Source organism: Streptomyces sp. NPDC020742 (assembly GCF_040641675.1).
In the GTDB taxonomy this organism is placed as follows: Bacteria; Actinomycetota; Actinomycetes; order Streptomycetales; family Streptomycetaceae; genus Streptomyces.
Genome location: NZ_JBFAEA010000011.1, coordinates 46,271 through 66,428, shown reverse-complemented (window position 1 = coordinate 66,428; position 20,158 = coordinate 46,271). Strand labels below are relative to the sequence as shown.

Below are 20,158 nucleotides of genomic sequence, written 5' to 3'. Positions count from 1 at the left end.
CCTCACCGTTCGTCGTGGTCGTGGGTGCCGCGTGCGGCGTCTTCGAGTTCACGCAGGACGTGCTCCTCCACCAGCTGCGCCAGCGCGGCGACGGTGCGGGAGGCCAGCACGTCCCGGGGGGTCAGGTCGACCCCGAAGGCCTCGTTGGCCCGGGTGGCGATGTGCAGGCTGCGCAGCGAGTCGCCGCCGATCAGGAAGAAGTCGTCCTCGACGCCCACCTCCGTCGCCAGCGCCTCGGACCAGATGTCCGCCAGCACCTCCTCGGTGGGGTTCCGCGGGGCGGTGCGCCCGGCCGGCGCCGCTTCCGGTTCCCCGCTCGGCGCGGGCAGTGCCGCGCGGTCGGTCTTGCCGTTCTCGGTGAGCGGGAACCGCTCCAGGACGACGAAGGCCGCGGGGACCATGTGGCCGGGCAGGGAGCGGGCGGCGAACGCCCGCAGCTCCGGCGCGGACGGGGCATCGGCGTCGGGCACCGCGAGCAGGTGGGCCACCAGCCGGGGCGTACCGGGCTCGTCCTCCCGCAGGGTCACCACGGCGTCCCGTACGGCCGGGTGGCGGGAGAGCACCGCCTCGACCTCGCCGGCCTCGATGCGGTGGCCGCGCAGCTTGATCTGGTGGTCGGTGCGGCCGAGGTGGTGCAGGTCGCCGTGGGCGTCGCGCCGGACCAGGTCGCCGGTGCGGTACATACGGGTTCCCGGCGGCCCGAAGGGGTCGGCGGTGAAGCGCGCCGCGGTCAGCCCCGGCCGGCCGAGGTAGCCGCGGGCCAGCGCGGCGCCGCTGATCCACAGTTCGCCCGGGACGTTGTCGGCGACCGGCCGCAGCCGCGCGTCGAGCACGTGGACGCCGGTGGCGGGCAGCGGGCGACCGATCGGCGGCGCCCCGCCGTCCGGGCGCAGCGGCCCGGACCAGGTGGCGACGACGGTGGTTTCGGTGGGCCCGTAGGAGTTGATCATCCGGTGGTGCGGGGCCCACCGGGCGGCGAGTTCGGCGCCGCAGGTGTCCGCGCCGACGATCAGCGTGCGCAGGTCCGGGAGCGTGCCGGGGGTGTCCGGCGGCAGGGTGGCCAGGGCGGCCGGCGGCACCAGGGTGTGGGTGATGCGCTCGGTGCGCAGCACCTCCGCCAATGGGGCGCCGAGCAGCGGGCCGGGCGGCGGTACCACCAGACAGGCACCGGCCGGCAGCGCCATGCACAGCTCCAGCACCGAGGCGTCGAAGCTGGGGCTGGCGAGGGCCAGGACCCGGTCGTCGGGCCGGACGCGGTAGTGGTCGGCCTCGGCGGCGGCGAAGCCGGCGAGACCGCGGTGGGTGACGACGACGCCCTTGGGGGTGCCGGTGGAGCCGGAGGTGTAGATCACATACGCCGGGTCGTCGAGGTCGAGGGGGCGGACGCGGTCGCGGTCGGTGGGGCGGTGACCGGGGGTGCCGTCCGCGCCGGCGTCCAGCAGCTCCCGGACCTCCGCCTCCCGCAGGGTGAGGCCGGGGGCCGCGTCCCGCAGCAGGAAGGCGATCCGCTCGTCCGGGTAGCCGGGGTCCACCGGCAGGTACGCGGCGCCCGCCTTGGCGGTCGCCAGCTGGGCGACGACCATCTCGGGCGACCTGGGCAGCACCAGCGCGACCACCTCGCCGGGGCCCGCGCCGCGGGCGATCAGCCGGTGGGCGAGGCGGTTGGCGCGCTCCTCCAACTCACCGAAGGTGAGCCGGAGTTCCGGCCCGTCGAGGGCGGGAGCAGCGGGCCTGCGGTCCACCGCCCGCTCGATGAGGTCGGGCAGGGTGGCGGGCGCGACCCCGGTGTCCGCCGGCCGCGCGGACCGGCCGGTGAGGCGGTCCCGTTGGTCCGGGGGCAGCACGTCAACGCCGTCCAGGGACGGCGCGGCGGTGGGGGCCGCCAGCGCGGCGAGGGTGTGGACCAGCTGGGCGGCCAGCGCCCGGGCGGTGGATTCCTCGAAGTACCGCGGGTCGTAGCCGAGTTCGACGCTCAGCCGGGTGCCGGGCGAGACCACCACCGTCAGCGGGTAGTTGGTGGCCTCCCGGGCGTTGAGACCGCGGACCCGTACGTCGTACGCGGTGGCCGCGGCGTCGTTGATCGGGTAGTTCTCGAAGACCACCAGGCTCTCGAAGAGCGGCGCCCCGGGCGGGAGTTCGCTCCAGTCGCGCAGGTCGGACAGGGCGACGTGCTCGAAGCCGCGGGCGTCGGCCTGTGCGGTCTGCAGGCCGCGCAGCCAGTCGGCCGGGCACGCGTCGCCGGCGACGTCGAGCCGCACCGGCAGGCTGTTGATGAACAGGCCGGTGATGGCGTCGGCGCCGGGCAGGTCGGCGGGCCGGCCGGAGACCGTCGAGCCGAAGCAGACGTCCCGCTCGCCGCTCCAGCGCGACAGCAGCAGCGCCCAGGCGCCCTGGACGACGGTGTTGAGCGTGAGGTGGTGCGCGCGGGCGAAGTCCTGTAGCGCGGCGGTGCGTTCCGCGTCCAGCTGCTGCGACAGCCAGGTGCCGGCGCGGGTGACCGCCCCCGGCGCCGGACGCCGGTCGTAGGGCAGCGGGGTGGGTGCGGCCAGGCCGGCCAGCGCGCGGCGCCAGTGCGCCTCGGCCGGGGCCGGGTCGTGAGCCGCGAGCCAGGCCGCGTAGTCCGCGTAGGGCCTGCGGTCCGGCAGCCGGGGCGCGGTGCCCGCGGCCAGTGCGGCGTGCGCGGTGAAGACGTCCGACAGGACCTGGAAGACGCTCCAGCCGTCGAGCAGCACATGGTGGAAGGTCCACACGACCCGCACCTCGGACGGGGACAGCCGGACCAGGGCGATCCGCAGCAGCGGCGCCCGGTCCAGGGCGAGTCCGCGGGCCCGGTCCTCGGCGAGCAGCCGTTCCAGCGCCGCGTCGCGGGCGTCCGGCGCCAGGTCGCTCCAGTCCGCTTCCGTGACGGGCAGGGTGACCGAACGGTGCACGGCCTGCAGCGGTTCGGGGACCCCGGCCAGCACCACGGCGGTGCGCAGCACCGGGGTGCGGTCCACGACGTGCTGCCAGGCGGCGGCCAGCTGCCGGGGCTCGCGCACCCCGTCCACGACGAAGGTGACCTGCTCGACGTAGAGGCCCTCGGCGGGCTCGTCGAGCCCGTGGAAGACCATGCCGGTCTGGGTGGGGCTCAGCGGGTAGAGGTCGGTGACGTCCCGGCCGTCCCCCACCAACCGGTCGACGGTCTCCTGGTCGAGGCGGACCAGCGGGAAGTCGGAGGGGGTGCGGCCCCCGGCACCGGGCCGTGCACAGTGCCGCACGATCTCTCGTAGTTCCGCGACGAGTTCGCCGGCCAGCCGTTCCACGGTCGAGGGCAGGTGCCGGTGGGTGGAGTACGACCAGGTGAACTCCAGGCGCTTGTCCACCACCGAGCCGACCACGTCGATCAGGTGGGGGCGCTCCGCCGCCGGGTCCATCCCGCCCGCCAGCCCGCCGTACGGCGCGTGCAGCAGGCCGTCGTCCGCGGCGGCGTGCCAGTCCTGGTGGCCGAGGTAGTTGAAGGCGAGCTGCGGGGTGGGCGGGAGCCCCTGTGGTGCGGGGGTGCGCAGCCGGCGCAGTGCGCCGTGGCCGAGGCCGTGCCGGGGCAGCGCCCGCAGGCCCTCCTTCGCCGCCTTCAGGGCCGTCGCGAGGTCGCCGTCCGGCGGCAGGTCCAGGGCGAGGGGGAACATGGTGGTGAACCAGCCGACGGTGCGCGAGAGGTCGACGTCGTCGAAGATCTCCTCCCGGCCGTGGCCCTCCAGTCCGATGAGCACCCGGTCGTGGCCGGTCCAACGGGCCAACACCCGGCCCAGGGCGCACAGCAGGACGTCGTTGATCCGGGTCCGGTAGGTCTCCGGCACGTCCTGGAGCAGCTGTCGGGTCTCCTCGGCCGCCAGCCGGACGGTCACGGTGTCCTCGGAGGCCGCCGTGTTGGGTCCGGTGCGGTCGGTGGGCAGCTCGGCGTGGCCCGCGAGGCCGGTCCAGTACGGCAGTTCGTCGTCGAAGCCGCCCGCCGCGGTGTGCGCGTGCAGCCGCTCCGCCCAGCTGCGGAAGGAGGTGGTCCGGGGGCCGAGCGCGGCCCGGTTCCCGGCGTGCGCCGCCCGGTAGGCGGCATCGAGGTCCTCCAGGAGGATGCGCCAGGAGACCGCGTCCACGACCAGGTGGTGGGCGGCCAGCAGCAGCACCGGGCGGTCCTGCTCGTCGCCGGGCCGGCACAGCGCGGCCTTCAGCAGCGGGCCGCGGGCCAGGTCGAAGCCGGCGGCGAGCGCGTCGGCCAGCCTCCGCAGCTCCACGGCGCGGTCCTGCGCGCGGACTGCCGACAGGTCGTGGACGTCGAGTGCGGGTGCCGCACCGGCCGCGGCGGTGTGCTGGCGCCAGCCGCCGTCACCGGTGGGCTCGTAGTGCGTGCGCAGCATGTCGTGGTGCTCCAGCACGGTGGCCAGCGCGGCGCGCAGCGCGCCCTCGTCGGTCCCGGGGAGGAGCCGGAAGGCGACCGACTGGGTGAAGTGTCCGGGGTGGTCGGGCAGGGTCTCGAAGAGCCAGTGTTGGACGGGGGTGAGCGGCACCTCGCCCACCGCCGGGCCCTGTTCGGCGGTGGACCCCGCCGCCGGCAGCTCCGCCGCGGCCGCCGCCAGGGCGGCGACGGTCTGGTGCACGAACAGGTGCCGCGGGGCCAGGTCGAGCCCGGCGCGGCGGGCCGCGGAGACGATCTGGATGCTGAGGATCGAGTCCCCGCCGAGCGCGAAGTAGTTGTCCTCGGCCCCCACCGCCGGAACGCCCAGCACCTGGGACCAGATGTCGGCGAGCAGCCGTTCGGTGTCGGTGCGCGGCGGTACGTGGCCGGCCGGGGGCGCGGACCAGTCGGGGGCCGGCAGCGCCCGCCGGTCGAGTTTGCCGGTGGCGCCCAGCGGCAGCCGCTCCAGGGGGACGACGACGGCGGGTACCAGGTGGTCGGGCAGCCGCGCGGCGAGGAAGGCGCGCAGCGCGGCGGCGTCGGGGCGGGCCCCGTCGCGGCCGACGGCGTAGCCCACCAGCCGCTTGTGGCCGTCGGTCTCGACGACCCGTGCGGCGGCCCCGGCCACCTCGGGGTGGCGGGCCAACGCGGCCTCGACCTCGCCGAGTTCGATGCGGAACCCGCGGACCTTGACCTGGTCGTCGGTGCGGCCGAGGTACTCCAGCTGCCCGTCGGCGGCGCGGCGCACGAGGTCGCCGGTGCGGTACATCCGCTCCCCCGCCGGGCCGAACGGGTCGGCGAGGAACCGGCGGGCGGTCAGCCCGGGCCGGGCGTGGTAGCCGCGGGCCACCCCGCTGCCGGCCAGGTAGAGCTCGCCGGGCACCCCGGTCGGCACCGGCCGCAGCCGGGCGTCCAGGACGTAGGCGCGGGCCCCGGCGAGCGGGCTGCCGATCGGCGGGGTGCGGTCGGGGTCGGCGGGGTCGCAGTACCAGGCGGTGGCGTAGACGGTGGCTTCGGTGGGGCCGTAGATGTTGGCCACCCGGCAGCCGGGCACCGCGGCCCGGACGTCCCGGACGGTGCGGGCGGCGAGCCCTTCCCCGGCCAGCACCACGGTGTCCGCCGCGACGTGGACGGTGTCCTCGGCGAGCAGCCGGCCCAGGGCCGAGGGGACGGCGCTGAGCAGGCTCGCGGTCCAGGGCTCGGTGCGCTCGGCCAGCGCCAGCAGGTCCGGCACCAGGTCCACGCAGCCGCCGCAGAGCAGCGGGCAGAGGATCTCGAAGACCGATACGTCGAAGGTGAGCGAGGTCGCGGCCACCACGTGGGACAGGCCCCGGCTGCCGAACTCGCGCGCCGCCCAGTCGGCCAGGGCGGCCACCGAACCGTGGGTGACCACCACGCCCTTGGGCAGGCCGGTGGAGCCCGAGGTGTGGATGGTGTAGGCGGGGTGCGCGGGCAGCAGGGGGCCGGACCGCTCGTCGTCGCCGAGGTCGGCGGCGGAGCGCTCCGCGAGCCGCCCGGCCAGCGCAGGGTCGTCCAACAGCAGGCGCACCGCCGGGCCTTCGGGCAGCCGGCCGGCCACCTCGCCGGTGGTGATCACGATGTCCGGCCGTACGTCGTCGAGGAGGAAGCCGATCCGCTCGGCGGGGTAGGCGGGGTCGACCGGCAGGTATCCGGCGCCGCTCTTGAGGACCGCCAGCAGGGCCACGACCAGGTCGGCGGTGCGCGGCAGCGCGAGCGCCACGAACCGCTCCGGGCCGGCGCCGGCGGCGATCAGCAGCCGAGCCAGCCGGTTGGCGCGGGCGTTCAACTCCCCGTAGGTGAGCCGGTCGGTGCCGACCAGCACGGCCGGGGCGTCGGGGCGGCGGGCGGCCTGCTCCTCGAAGACCTCCGGCAGCACCCGCCGGGGCGCGTCCACCACCGGTCCGATGGACCGTGCGATCAGGTGCGCGCTCTCCTGCTCGGTGAGCAGCGGCAGGTCCGCCAGCCGGCGCTCCGGATCGGTGGCCATCCCGGACAGCAGGGTGCGCAGGAAGCCGCCGAGCCGCTCGACGGTGCCGGCGTCGAAGACCGCCGGGTCGTAGTCGAGGGACACCGCCAGTCGCTCCCCGGGGGCGACGACCACGCTGAGCGGATAACTGGTCGGCTCCAGGTCGCGTTCCTGCGTGATGTACAGGCCGTGCCGGGCCAGGGCGTCCGCGTCGTAGGGGTAGTTCTCGAAGACCACGATGCTGTCGAACAGGGCCGTCCCGCCGGGCAGTTCGCTCCAGCCCTGGAGCTCGGCCAGGGAGACGAAGTCGTGCCGGCGGGACTCGGACTGGGCCGCCTGCAGCGCGCGCAGCCAGTCCAGGAGCGGGCGGTCGTCGTCGATCCGCACCCGGGTGGGCAGGGTGTTGATGAACACGCCGACCATGGACTCCACGCCGGGCAGCGCGGCGGGGCGACCCGAGACGGTGCTACCGAAGACCACGTCGTCGCTGTTGGCGCAGCGGCCGAGCAGCAGGCCCCAGGCGCCCTGCAGCATCGTGTTCATGGTGAGGCCGGCCCGCTGCGCGGTCTCCCGCAGCCGGGCGGACTCCTCGGCGTCCAGCGTGAGGCGCACGGTGTCCGAGGAGGAGCTGCGGTGGGCCTCGGCGGGGGTGCGGTCGCGCGGGAGCTCGGTGGGCGCGGTGAAGCCGGCCAGCACGGTGCGCCAGTACTGCTCGGCCTCGGCGCTGTCCTGCTCCGCCAGCCACCGCAGGTAGCTGCCGAAGGGGGCGCGGGAGGGGACCTCGGGGCGGCGGCCGGCGGTGAGCGCGGCGTACCGCTCGAAGACCTCGTCGACGACCTGGGCCGCGCTCCAGCCGTCGAGCAGGATGTGGTGGAACGTCCAGATGAGCCGCACCCGGTCGGCGGAGAGCCTGATCACGGTGAGCCGCATCAGGGGCGCGGTGGCGAGGTCGAGGCCGGCGGCCCGGTCCTCGGCGAGCAGGTCCGCCAGGGCGCCTGCGCACCGGTCGGCGCTCCAGCCGCTCCAGTCGTGGTGGGTGACCGGAACGGTGGCCCGGGGCCGGACGATCTGCAGCGGCCGGGCGGTCTCCTGCCACACCAGGCAGGTGCGGAGCATCGGGTTGGCGTCGGCCGTGCGCTGCCAGGCCGTGGCCAGGGCCACCGGGTCGGTGACGCCGGTGAGCAGCAGTTGGACCTGGTTGAAGTAGGCGTCGGAGGACGGGTCCACCAGCCCGTGGAAGAGCATGCCGGCCTGCATCGGGGTCAGCGGGTGGACGTCCTCCACCGCGCGCCCGTCGCCCACTACCCGGTCCACGGTGGCCTGGTCGAGCCGGGCCAGCGGGAAGTCGGAGGGGGTACGGCCGCCGGCGTCCGGGCGGGCGCAGTGCGCGACGATGTCCGCCAGCGCGGCGAGCATGCCCTCGGCCAGCGCGCCGACCGTCTCCGCGCGGTGCACGCCACGGCTGTAGTACCAGGTGAGGTGGAGGCAGCCGCCCTCGACCCGGCCCACCACGTCCAGCAGGTGCGGCCGGACGGACCCGGGTGCGGCAGCGCCGTCCAGGCCGTCGGGCACCGCGCGGATCAGGCCACCGCCGTCACCGGACCAGTCGAACCGACCCAGGTAGTTGAAGCTGATCGAGGGCTGGGGGGCGGCGTCCTGCCCGATGCCGGACGCCAGGTGGCGCAGCGCCCCGTGACCGAGGCCCCGGCCGGGTACGGCGCGCAGCTGCTCCTTGACGGACTTCAGCGCGGCCCCCCAGTCGCCGGCGGGCACATCGAGGGCGACCGGGAACAGGCTGGTGAACCAGCCGACCGTACGGGACAGGTCGACCCCGTCGAAGAGGTGGTCCTCGCGGCCGTGCCCCTCCAGGCCCACGGCGTTGGTGGACCGGCCGGTCCAGTCCGCCAGCACCCTGCCGAGGGCGGTGAGCAGCACGTCGTTGATCTGTGTGCGGTAGCCGGCCGGCACCTTCTGCAGCAGGTCGGCGGTCCGCTGCGGGTCCAGGCGGACGGTGACCGCGTCCAGGTCGGCGATGGTGTTGGTGCCGTCGGCGTCCACCGGCAGGGCGTCCGCGCAGTGTGCGGCGACCGCGCTCCAGTGGGCGGCCTCGCCGGCGAAGCCGCCGGCCGCGGTGTGCTCCCGCAGCCGGCGGGACCACTCCCGCACGGAGGTGGTGCGGGCGGGCAGGCGGACCGGCTCACCGGTGCGCGCCTGGCGGTAGGCGGTCTCCAGGTCCTCCAGCAACACCCGCCAGGAGACCCCGTCGACCACCAGGTGGTGCACCGTCAGGAACAGCCGCGGCGGGTGGGCGCGGGCGCCGGTGAAGAGCCGGGCGGCCAGCAGCGGGCCGTCCGCCAACCGGAATCCGGCGTGTGCCGCGGCGGTCGCCGCGTCGACCGCGGCGGTGGCCTGGGTGTCGGTGAGTCCGGTCAGGTCGCAGGTGCGCAGCAGCCGGGGGTCCGCGTCGTCCGGGGCGGGGACGTCCTGCCGCCAGGTGCCGTCCGCGCGCTGGGTGAAGCGGGCCCGCAGCGCGTCGTGGTGGGACCACAGGGCGGCGAGCGCCCGTTCCAGCGTCGCCGGGTCGGGGTCCTCGGCCAGTTCGATGACGACGGACTGGTTGAAGTGCCCGGGGGTTCGCGGGGCGGCGTCGAGGAACCAGTGCTGGATGGGGGTGAGGTCGACCTCGCCCGCCACCGGGCCGGTGCCCCGGACCGGGGCGGACGACCCGGAGGCGGCGGCCAGCGCCCCGATGGTGGGGTACCGGAACAGGTCGCGGGGGGTGAGGGTCAGGCCCGCGGCGCGGGCGCGCGAGACGACCTGGATGCTGAGGATCGAATCGCCGCCCAGCATGAAGAAGTTGTCCTCGGTGCCGACCCGACCCAGGCCCAGCAGGGTGCTCCAGATGTCCGCGAGGATCCGCTCGGCCTCGGTGCGCGGCGCGATGTGCGCCGCCGCGGTGGCGGCGGACCAGTCGGGGGCGGGCAGCCGGCGCCGGTCCACCTTGCCGTTGCCGGTGAGCGGCAGCGCCTCCAGGGTGACGAACGCGGCGGGGACCATGTAGTCGGGCAGCTCGGCGGCGAGCGACGCGCGCAGCGCGGCGGCCGGCGGCACCGTCGCCCCCGGAGCGGCCACGAGGTGGGCGACCAGGCGTTTGCGGCCGCCGTCCGCCGGTGCGGTCACCACCGCTTCGGCGACGGCCTCGTCGCGGGTGAGCCGCTCCTCGATCTCGGCCGGTTCGACGCGGAAGCCGCGGATCTTGATCTGGTCGTCGGCGCGCCCCACGAAGTGCAATTCGCCGTCCGCGCTCCAGCGGACGAGGTCACCGGTGCGGTACATCCGGGTGCCGGGCGGGCCGAACGGATCGGCCAGGTAGCGCTCCGCGGTCGCACCGGGCCGCGCGTGGTAGCCGCGGGCGAGCCCGGCCCCGGCGAGGTAGAGCTCGCCGGGCACGCCCGGCGGCTGCGGCTGCAGCGCGTCGTCGAGGACGTAGACCCGGGTGTTGTCCAGGGGGCGTCCGATGGGCAGGGTGGCCGGCAGCGGGTCACCGGCGGTGAAGACCCGCCGGGTGGCGAAGGTGGTGGTCTCGGTGGGCCCGTAGCCGTCGACGACGGTGAGCTCGGGGCAGGCCTCCAGCACCCGGCGCACCGCCGCGCCCGGCACCGCCTCACCGCCGGTCCACACCTCCCGGGCACCGCGCAGGCAGCCGGGGTCCTCCTGGGCCAGCAGGCGGAACAGCCCGGCAGTCAGCCACAGGCAGGTGACGCCCCGTTCGGTGATCGCACGGCGGACGGTGGCGGCGTCCACGTCCGACGGCGGGGCCAGGACGGCCCGCCCGCCCCGCAGCAGCGGTACGAAGAGCTCGTAGGTGGCGGCGTCGAACGCCTGCGGGGAGTGCAGCAGCACCCGGTCGTGCGCGGCGAAGGCCCGGTCGCCGGCGAGTGCGACGACGTCCCGGTGGCGCACCGCGACGCCCTTGGGGCGCCCGGTGGAGCCGGAGGTGAACATCAGCTGGAGCACGGTGTCGGGGTGCACCGCCGGTGCGGGCGCACCGGCGGGGGCAGCGGGCCGCGCCTCGTCCGTCACCAGCAGGGTGCGCCCGTCCGGCGCGACCTCGGCGGCGGTCCGCTGCCAGGCCTCGTCGGTGAGCACCAGGTCCGCGCCGCTCGCCGCGATCAGCTCCCGCAGTCGCTCCTGTGGAGCCCGGGTGTCCAACGGGACGTAGACGCCACCGGTGCGGGCCAGCGCCAGCTGGGCGACGACCAGCGCGGCGGACCGGTCCATCAGGACGGCGACCGCCCGCTCGGGGCGCACCCCTTCGGTGTTCAGCCGGACCGCCAACGAGTCGGCAAGATCGTCGAGTTGACGGTACGTCAGCAGATCACCGCCGGTGGTGCTGGTGTTGCCGGTGGTGCCGGTGTCCAGGGCGACGGCGTCGGGAGAACGGCGCACCTGGGCGGCGAACAGCCCGGCGACGGTGTCCTCGGCCAGGGGGACGGCGGTGTCGTTCCACTCCTCCACCACCTGGTGGCGGCGGGCGGCGGTGAGCAGCGGAAGCCGGGCGGGCGGGCGCTGTGGGTCATCGGCCAGGCCCGCCATCAGCACCGTCAGGTACTCGCCCAGCCGCTCGACGGTGGCGACGTCGAACAGCTCCGGGTCGTAGCCGAGGCGCAGGGCGAGTGCGTCGCCGGGGTAGGCCACCAGGGTCAGCGGGTAGTTGGTGGTCTCGATGCCGTCCAGGCCGCTGATCCGCAGCCCGTGGGCGGCGGCGAGGTCGTCCCCGACCGGGTAGTTCTCGAACACCACGATGCTGTCGAACAGGCCGGCGCGCTCGGGCAGTTCGCTGAACGCCTTGAGTCGGGCCGGCGGGACGAAGCCGAAGCGCCGGTCCTCGGTCTGGGCCTCCTGCACCCCGCGCAGCCAGTCCAGCGCGGTACCGTCGGCGGGCACGGTCAACCGGGTGGGCAGGGTCGCGATGAACAGGCCGTTCATCGCCTCCACGCCGGGCAGCTCGGGCGGCCGACCGGAGACGGTGGTGCCGAAGACCACGTCGGGCCGGCCGGTCAGCCGGGCCAGCAGCACCGCCCAGGCCCCCTGGATGAGGGTGTTGAGGGTCAGTCCCGCGCTCCGGGCCACCTCGTCGAGGCGGCGGGTGGTGGTGGCGGGCAGGGAGACCCGGACCGCCGCGGTGGATTCCGCGCGGTGGGTCTCGGTGGGCTCGCGCTCGTAGGGCAGCGCCGTGGGTTCGGCGAGGCCGTCCAGGCGGCTCCGCCAGTGCCGTTCGGCCTCGGCGTCGTCACGCCCGCGCAGCCAGGCCACGTAGTCGCGGAACGGCCGGCGGTCGGGCAGGTCCGGCGCGTCGGGCGCCCCGACGGCGGACTCCGGGTCGCGCAGCAGCGCATGGCAGCCGAAGACGTCGGACAGCACCTGGAACAGGCTCCAGCCGTCCAGCACCAGGTGGTGGAAGGACCACACCACCCGCACCTCGGTGTCGGACAGCCGTACCAGGCTCAGTCGTTGGAGCGGGGCGGCCTCCAGGTCGATCCCGCGCCGCCGGTCCTCGTCGAGCAGCCGGTGCAGCCGGTGCTGCCGCTCCTCCTGCGACAGGGAGCGCCAGTCCAGGTGGGTGACCGGTACGGCGGCCCGCCGCTCGACCACGAAGAGCGGCTCGGGCACGTCCCGCCACACCACGCGCCCGCGCAGCACCGGGGTGTGGTCGGACACCCGCTGCCAGGCCGCGGCCAGCGCCTGCGGGTCGGGCACCCCGTCCAGTGCGAAGGTGAGTTGCTGGAAGTAGACGCTCTGGTCGTCCTGGGACAGCCGGTGGAAGAGCATGCCGGCCTGGGTGGGGGTGAGCGGATGGATGTCCTCGACGGCGCCGGCGTCTTCCCCCACCAGCCGGTCCACGGTGGGCTGGTCGAGCGCGGCCAGCGGGAAGTCGGAGGGGGTGCGCCCGCCGGCGCCGGGGCGGGCGCCGTGCCGGGCGATCTTCCCCAGGGCGTCGGCGAACCGGCCGGCGAGCCCGGCGACGGTCTCCTCGTGATGCAGGTTCGCCGAGTAGAACCAGGTGAACTCCAGGGCGTCGCCGTCCAGCCGGCCGACGACCTCCAGGGCATGCGGCCGGGTGGCGGCCGGGTCGGCGTCCAGCTCCAGCGGCCGGTGCGGCCCTTGGTAGAGGCCGCCGTCTGCGTCCGGCAGGCCGAACCTGCCCAGGTAGTTGAAGCTGATGCCGGCGGTCGGGGCGGCGGGCAGACCTGCCGGACGCCGCAGGTAGCGGTGGACGCCGTAGCCGAGACCGCGGCCCGGGACCGCGCGCAGCTGCTCCTTGACCGACTTGAGCACCGTGCCCCAGTCGGCGTCCGGTGCCACGGTGAGGGCGACCGGGTAACGGGTGGTGAACCAGCCGACGGTGCGGCTGGTGTCCACGTCAGCGAACAGCTCCTCGCGGCCGTGGCCCTCCAGGTCCACCGGGGTCCGGTCGCGGCCGGTGAAGCCGTGCAGGACCCGGCCCAGCGCGCTGAGCAGCACCTCGTTGACCTGGGTGCGGTACGCGCCGGGCAGGGTGTGCAGCAGGACCGCGGTGTCCTTGGGGGCCAGGCGGACGGTCACCGAGCGGGCCGAGGCGTAGGTGTTGGCGCCGTCGAGGTCGGTCGGCAGGTCCGGCTCGCAGCTGCGGGCCAGGTCGGTCCAGTACGCCGCCTCGTCGTCGAAGCCCCCGGCGTCGGCGTGCCCGGTCAGCCGGTCCGCCCAGTGGCGCAGCGGGGCGGACTTCGCGGGCAGCCCGGCGCCCTCCTGGCCGCACCGGGCCCGGTAGGCGCGGTCCAGGTCCTCCAGCAGCAGCCGCCAGGAAACCCCGTCGACCACCAGGTGGTGGACGGCCAGGTGCAGGACCGGCGGGCGGGCCCCGCCGCGGTCGTGCAGCACCGCGCGCAGCAGCGGCCCCCGGCCGAGGTCGAACGGTCCCAGGTGCGGCGCGTCCTGCTCGGGGCCGGTGTGGCGGTGCAGCGCCACGGGAGCTGCCGCACGGTCGATGTGCTGGCACCACCGGCCGTCGGCGTCGCGGACGAAGCGGGAGCGCAGCGCGTCGTGGTGGGCCACCACGTCCTGGAGGGCCTTCTCCAGCGCCGCGCCGTCCAGGTCGGCGGGGAGTTCGACGGACAGGGTCTGGCCGAAGTGGCCGGCCCGTTCGGCATCGGTCTCGAAGAGCCAGTGCTGAATGGGGGTCAGGGCCAGGGTGCCGGTGGGCTCCACCACCGTACGGCCGGGGTCGGCGGCGGGGCGCCCGGCGGCGTCCGCGCACCGGGCCAGCGCGGCGACGGTCTGGTGGCGGTAGACATCGCGGGAGGTGAGGGCCAGGCCGGCCTGCCGGGCCCGGGCGACCAGCTGGATGCTGAGGATCGAATCGCCGCCCAGGGTGAAGAAGTTGTCGTCGACCCCGACCCGCTCCACCCGCAGCACCTCGGCCCACACCGCCGCGAGGGTCCGCTCGGTGGCGGTGCGCGGGGCGACGTGGTCCGTCACGGTGGCGGTCCAGTCCGGCGCCGGCAACCGGTCGCGGTCCAGCTTCCCGTTGGGGTTGAGCGGCATCGCGGTGAGGACGACCACGGTGGCGGGCACCATGTAGTCGGGCAGCCGGCGGCCGAGCGCCCGCCGCAGCGCGGTCGGGTCGAGCTCCGCCCCGGGCGCCGGTACGGCGTACCCGATCAGGCGCCGGTGGCCGTCGCCCTCCTGGGTGGTGGCCGCGGCCTGGGCCACGCCGTCGCAGGCCAGCAGCGCCTCCTCCACCTCGCCCAGCTCGATCCGGAAGCCCCGCACCTTGACCTGGTGGTCGACGCGGCCCAGGTACTCCAACTCGCCGTCGGCGGTCCACCGGACCAGGTCGCCGGTGCGGTACATACGGCTGCCGGGCCCGGCGAAGGGGTCGGCGAGGAAGCGGGCGGCGGTCAGCCCGGGGCGCCGCAGGTAGCCCCGGGCCAGCCCACCGCCGCCGAGGTACAACTCCCCGGTCACGCCCGGCGGTTGGGGCCGCAACTTGCCGTCCAGGACGTAGGCCCGGGTGCGGGCGACCGGCCGGCCGATCGGCGGGGCCTGTTCGGGGGTGTCCGCGCCGGCGAACCACGCGGTGGCGTACACCGTGGCCTCGGTCGGCCCGTAGATGTTGGCGATCTCGCAGCCCGGCATCGTCCTGCGCAGCTCCCGCACGGTCTGTGCGGGCAGCGCCTCCCCGGCCAGCACCACGGTGTCGGCGCGGAGGGGCCGGGCGTCCGGCGTCAGGAGCCGGGAGAGCACCGACGGCACCCCGCTGATCAGCCCGGCCTGCCGCGCGGTGGCACCGGTTCCCTCGGCGAGCGCCGGCAGGTCGGCCACCACCTCGACGGTGCCGCCGCACAGCAGCGGACAGAGGAGTTCGAAGACCGAGACGTCGAAGTTGAGCGAGGTGGTGGCCATCACGTGGGACAGCCGGTCCGGACCGAACCGTTCGCTCGCCCAGGCCGCCAGGTCACCCACGCTGCGGTGGGTGACCACCACCCCCTTGGGGCGGCCGGTGGAGCCGGAGGTGTAGATGACGTAGGCCGGGTGACCGGGGTCGGCCGGGCGCACCCGGTCGGCGTCGGTCAGGTCGTGCTCCGCGCAGCCGGCCAGCAGCTCCGCGGTCGCGGGCTCGTCGAGCACCAGCGCCGCGGTGCCCTCGGGCAGGCAGCCGGACGTCTCCCGGGTGGTGAGGACCAGGGCGGGCCGGGCGTCGTCGAGCAGGAAGCGGATCCGGTCGGCCGGGTAGCCGGGGTCCACCGGTAGATAGCCGGCGCCGGACTTGAGCACCGCCCACAGCACGACCAGCAGGTCGGCCGAGCGCGGCAGGGCCAGCGCCACCAGGGACTCAGGCCCCACGCCCCGGCCGGCCAGCAGCCGGGCCAGCCGGTTGGCGCGCCGGTTGAGCTGGTCGTAATGGAGCCGGGTCCCGCCGGACACCACGGCGGTGTGGCCCGGCGTGCGGGCGGCCTGCTCCTCGAAGAGCGCCGGCAGCGTCGCCTCCCGGCCGCCCGACCGCGGCGGGTTCCAGGCGTCGAGCAGGGTGCGCCGCTCCTCGTCGGTCAGCAGCGGCAGCTCTGCCAGCGGCTGGTGCGGGCCGTCCGCCATCCCGGCCAGCAGCAGATGCAGCTGCCGGCTCATCCGGGCCACCGTCCCGGCGTCGAACAGGTCGGTGTTGTACTCGACGACCAGCCCGAAGGACCCGTCGGCGCGCGGCAGGAACTCCACCACCAGGTCGAAGCGGGCGGACGGACGCGGCAGCGGGTGCTCGTCGATCCGGACTCCGCCGGCCTCCCCGGGGTGCACCATGGCGGTCTGCTGCACCACCAGCACCTGCACCAGCGGGGTCCGACTGGGGTCCCGGGGCGGTGCCAGCTCCTCGACGACCTGGTCGAACGGCACGCCGTCGTGGCTGAAGGCGTCCAGCAGCGTGGTCGCCATGCCGTCCAGGAAGCCACCGACGGTGGCGCTCTGGTCGACGTCGCACCGCACCACCAGGGTGTTGACGAAGAAGCCGGTCACCTCCTCCAGCTCCCGGCGGTGGCGGCCGTTGGTGACGGTGCCGAACGCGATGTCCCGCTGGCCGGTGTACCGGGAGAAGAGCACCGCGGCCGCCCCGGAGAACAGGGTGAACAGGGTGGTGCCCCGGGCCCGGGCGAGCCGGGCGAGCCGGTCGGCCAGCTCCGCGGGCAGCTCATGGCGGTGGACCGCACCGGCCGTGCTGCGCACCGGCGGCCGGGGCCGGTCGGCGGGCAGGTCGAGCGGTGCCACGCCGGCCAGCTGCCGCTTCCAGTACGCGAGGTCGCCGGCCCGGCGCTCCGGGGCGGGCCGGGTGTGCTCCCACACCGCGAAGTCCGGGTACTGCAGGGCTGGTTCGCGCAGTCCGTCGGGGGTGCCGGCGGCCTCGTGACCGTAGAGCGCGGCCAGCTCCCGTACCAGGATGCCCACCGACCAGCCGTCGGTGACGATGTGGTGCTGCGCCAGCAGCAGGACGTGGTCCTGCGCGGCGAGGCGGAGCAGCAGGGCGCGGGTCAGCGGCCCCTTCTCCAGGTCGTGGGGCCGCTGCAACTCCTCGGCCAGCAGCCGGTCGACCGCGTCCAGGCGCCGGTCGGCGGGCACCGTACGCAGGTCGGCGGTGCGCAGCGGCAACGCGGCGGCGCCGTCCACCCGTTGCGCGCCCCGCCCGTCCACCGTGGTGAAGGTGGTGCGCAGCGCGTCGTGGCGGGCGGCGAGCCGGTCCAGGGCCTGGCCGAGCGCGGCGGTGTCCAGCGGGCCGCGCAGCCGCAGTCCGACGCCGGTGTGGTACTCGGCGCCGCCGGCCGTGAGGTCGTCGAGGAACAGCAGCCGCTGTTGGGCGCCGGAGAGCGGCAGCAGCTCCGGGCGCGGGCCCGCGGTGATCGGGGCCGGCGGCCCGTCCCCGTCGGCCACCTCCCCGACCAGGGCGGCCAGTTCGGCCACCGTCCGGGCCGTGAACAACTCCCGCAGGCTCAGTTCGGCACCCAGCTCCGCACGGATGCGGGCCAGCACCCGCACGGCCAGTACGGAGTCGCCCCCGAGGTGGAAGAAGTCGTCCTCGACCCCGACCGGGTGCACGCCCAGCACCTCGCTCCAGGCTGCCGCGACGGTCCGTTCGGCGGGCGTCCGGGGCGCGGTGTGGCCGCTGCCCCGGGCCGGACCGGGCGCGGGCAGCGCCCGGCGGTCGACCTTGTGGTGCGCGGTCAGCGGGAACGCATCGAGGACCACCACGGCGGACGGGACCATATGCGCCGGCAGCCTGCCGGAGACCGCCGCCCGCAGCTCATCGGGGTGCGGGGGCCGGGCGGCGTCGGCGGCCGTCACATAGGCGACCAGCCGCTGCCGTCCGGGCTCGTCCGCACGCAGGACGACGACGGCGTCGCCGACGGCCTGATGCTCCGTCAGGACGGTTTCGATCTCGGCCGGTTCGACGCGGAACCCGCGGATCTTGACCTGGTGGTCGGCCCGGCCGAGGAACTCCAGCTCGCCGTCGGCGTTGTGGCGGGCCAGGTCGCCGGTGCGGTACAGCCGGCTGCCGGGCGGCCCGGCGGGGTCGGGCACGAACCGGGCGGCGGTCAGACCCGGCCTGCCGAGGTAGCCACGGGCCACGCCCTCCCCGCCCACGTACAGCTCCCCGCCGGTCCCCGGCGACACCGGCCGCAGCTGGGCGTCCAGCAGATGGATGCGGGTGTGCGGCAGCGGCCGGCCGATCGGCGGGGTCCCGGCCCCGACCACCAGCGGCCCGGTCCAGGAGGCGACGACCGTGGTCTCGGTGGGCCCATAGGAGTTGATCAGCCGGCGGCCCTCCGCCCAGCGGTCCGCCAGGTCGGCCGGGCAGGCCTCCGCCCCCACGATCAGGGTGCGCAGGTCCGGCAGCGGGTTGCCGTCGGCCGGGGCGGGCAGCGTGGCGAGCGCGGCCGGCGGGATCAGCGCATGGGTGATCCGGTGCTCCCGCAGGACGGCGGCGAGTTCACCGCCCAGCCAGGGCCCGCCCGGCGGCACGACGAGCGTCGCGCCCGACAGCAGGGAGCTGCACAGCTCCAGCACGGCGGCGTCGAAGCTGGGGGAGGAGAACTGCAGGACCCGGTCGCCCGGGGAGACGGCGTAGCGTTCGGCCGCCGCGGCGGCGAAGTGGGCCAGCCCGGTGTGCGGCACCACCACGCCCTTGGGGGTGCCGGTCGAACCGGAGGTGTAGATGACGTAGGCCGGGTGGTCGGGGTGCGGCGGGGTGAGCCGGCCGGCGTCCGGTATCTGGTCCGGACCGTCGGCCCGCCGGATCCGGGCCGGGTCGTCGAGGACCACCGCCGGGGCGGCGTCGGACAGCAGCAGGGCCCGGCGTTCGTGCGGGTACGCCGGGTCGACCGGCAGGAAGGCGCCTCCCGCCTTGGCCACCGCGAGTTCCGCCACGATCAGCTCCACCGAGCGGGGCAGCACCAGCGCCACCGTGCGCTCCGGCCCCACCCCGTCGGCCACCAGCTCGTGGGCGAGGCGGTCGGCCCAGACGTCGACCTCGCGGTAGGACCAGCTGCGCCGGCCGTCGGTCACGGCGGGCGCCTCGGGAGTACGGGCCGCCCACCCGGCGAACAGCTCACCGAGCGGGGCGCGGGCCACCGGACGGACCGGGCCGGCTCCAGGAACCGGCGCTGCGGTCCGGGGCTGCGGTAATGCGGGCACGGCTGCGGGGTTCTCGTGCTGGTCCGTCATGGAGGTCAGTCCTTCGAGGCGGGGACGAGTGCGGCGGAAGGGCGAGCGGCCGGGTGAGCGCTCCCGGCGGTCAGGGGGCGGGAGGTCTGGGCGCGCGGACGGGGGGGAGGCGCGCGTGACCGCCCGTCGGCGGATCAGGCCGGGCCGGTGCGGCGTGCCGTACGGCCGGAGATCTGCAGCCGGTCGATCACTCCGGTGCCGGGGTCGCACAGGAAGTGTCCGCCGGGAATCCTGCGGCCGGTGGCGGGGTCCACCAGATCGCAGGCGAGGTCCGGATGGCACACCAGGGGAGCGGGGGTGTCACCGTTGACGGACAGCGCCAGGGAGCCGTCCGCACCGGCGCTCACGCGGTATTCGACGGTGCCGTTGCGGTAGGTCCCGGCGCACCCGGCAGGCGGCAGCCCGGGATCGCCGGCCCGCGCGGCGGGGGCCGGCGGCAGGACCAGCCCGGTGATCCCGGCGAGCTCGTCGGCCAGCGCGTGCCACAGGGCGGTGCCGCCGTTGGCGTTGCTGGTGAAGGCGACGACATCGCCGCTGACCGGTTCGGCCCGCAGGAAGCAGGACGTGCCCTGGGCGTTGCCGTCGTGGCCGCACCACTGCCGCGCCCCGTCGTGGAAGAGCGCGACGCCCAGGCCCCACCCGTCCGCCAGCACTCCCGGGTGCGCGCCCGGCACCGGGTGGCGCATCTGCGCGGCGGCCTCGGGCGGCAGTACGGACCGCGGACCGTGCCCGGTCAGGGCGCGGCCCAGGGTGAGCAGGTCTTGAGCGCTGGCCAGGAGGGCACCGGCCGGCGCCTCCACCGGGGCGAGGGTCTGCCGCACCGGCAGGACCCGGCCGGAGAGCGGGTTCGCGGAGTGGCCACAGGCCACCGATCTCGCCGGTACGGGCGCGCCGAGGAAGGCGGGCACGGTGCCCAGCGGTTCGAGGACGATCGCGCGCACCGCCTCCTGCCACGACATGCCGGTCACCTCCTCGATCAGCCGACCGGCCGCGACATAGCCGGCGTTGGAGTAGGAGAAGCCGGTGCCCGGCGGGCACACCGTCTCGGCGGCGTACCGGGACAGATAGCGGGCCGTGGTCACCCCCGTCGCCTCGTCGGAGTCCGGACCGGTGGGCAGACCCGCGGTGTGGCTGAGGAGTTGACGGATCGTGATAGCCGGGGAGGTCCGTAGCTCCGGCAGATACAGGCCGAGGGGATCGGTCAGGGAGAGGTCTCCGTCGGCGGCCAGCAGCAGCACGACGGCGGCGGTGTAGACCTTGGTGACCGACCCCAGCGGCACCGCGGTGCCGGTACCGAACGGCTCGCCCGTGGTGGCGTCGGCGATGCCGGTGTGCACGGTGTAGGTCACCCCGCCGGTGTGCACGGCGAGTTGGGCGCCGGGCACCTGGTGGGCGCGCGCGAGGGTCTCCAGACTCTCGTGTAACCGGCTTCGTATCTCGGTGGGCTGCCGGCTTACTACCGGGGCAGTCGTGGCGTACGGCATGAGCAGGGAACT

The 20,158-nt window shown here is 75.7% G+C and carries 2 protein-coding genes; both read right to left on the bottom strand.

Annotation, left to right across the window (positions count from 1 at the left end; all coding sequences use genetic code 11):
* Positions 1-2 precede the first annotated feature (2 nt).
* Entirely contained in the window at positions 3-18,662 is an 18,660-nt protein-coding gene (locus AB0G84_RS20190) for a non-ribosomal peptide synthase/polyketide synthase (RefSeq protein ID WP_361322170.1), read from the bottom strand.
* Positions 18,663-18,796: 134 nt separating this feature from the next.
* Positions 18,797-20,146, bottom strand: coding sequence for a serine hydrolase domain-containing protein (locus AB0G84_RS20185; RefSeq protein WP_361322167.1), 1,350 nt, complete (start codon positions 20,144-20,146; stop codon positions 18,797-18,799).
* Positions 20,147-20,158: the final 12 nt, after the last annotated feature.

Excerpts from the sequence above, each read along its gene's own strand:
- AB0G84_RS20190 (WP_361322170.1), bottom strand. The coding sequence starts at position 18,662 with ATGACGGACCAGCACGAGAACCCCGCAGCCGTGCCCGCATTACCGCAG.
- AB0G84_RS20185 (WP_361322167.1), bottom strand. The coding sequence starts at position 20,146 with ATGCCGTACGCCACGACTGCCCCGGTAGTAAGCCGGCAGCCCACCGAG.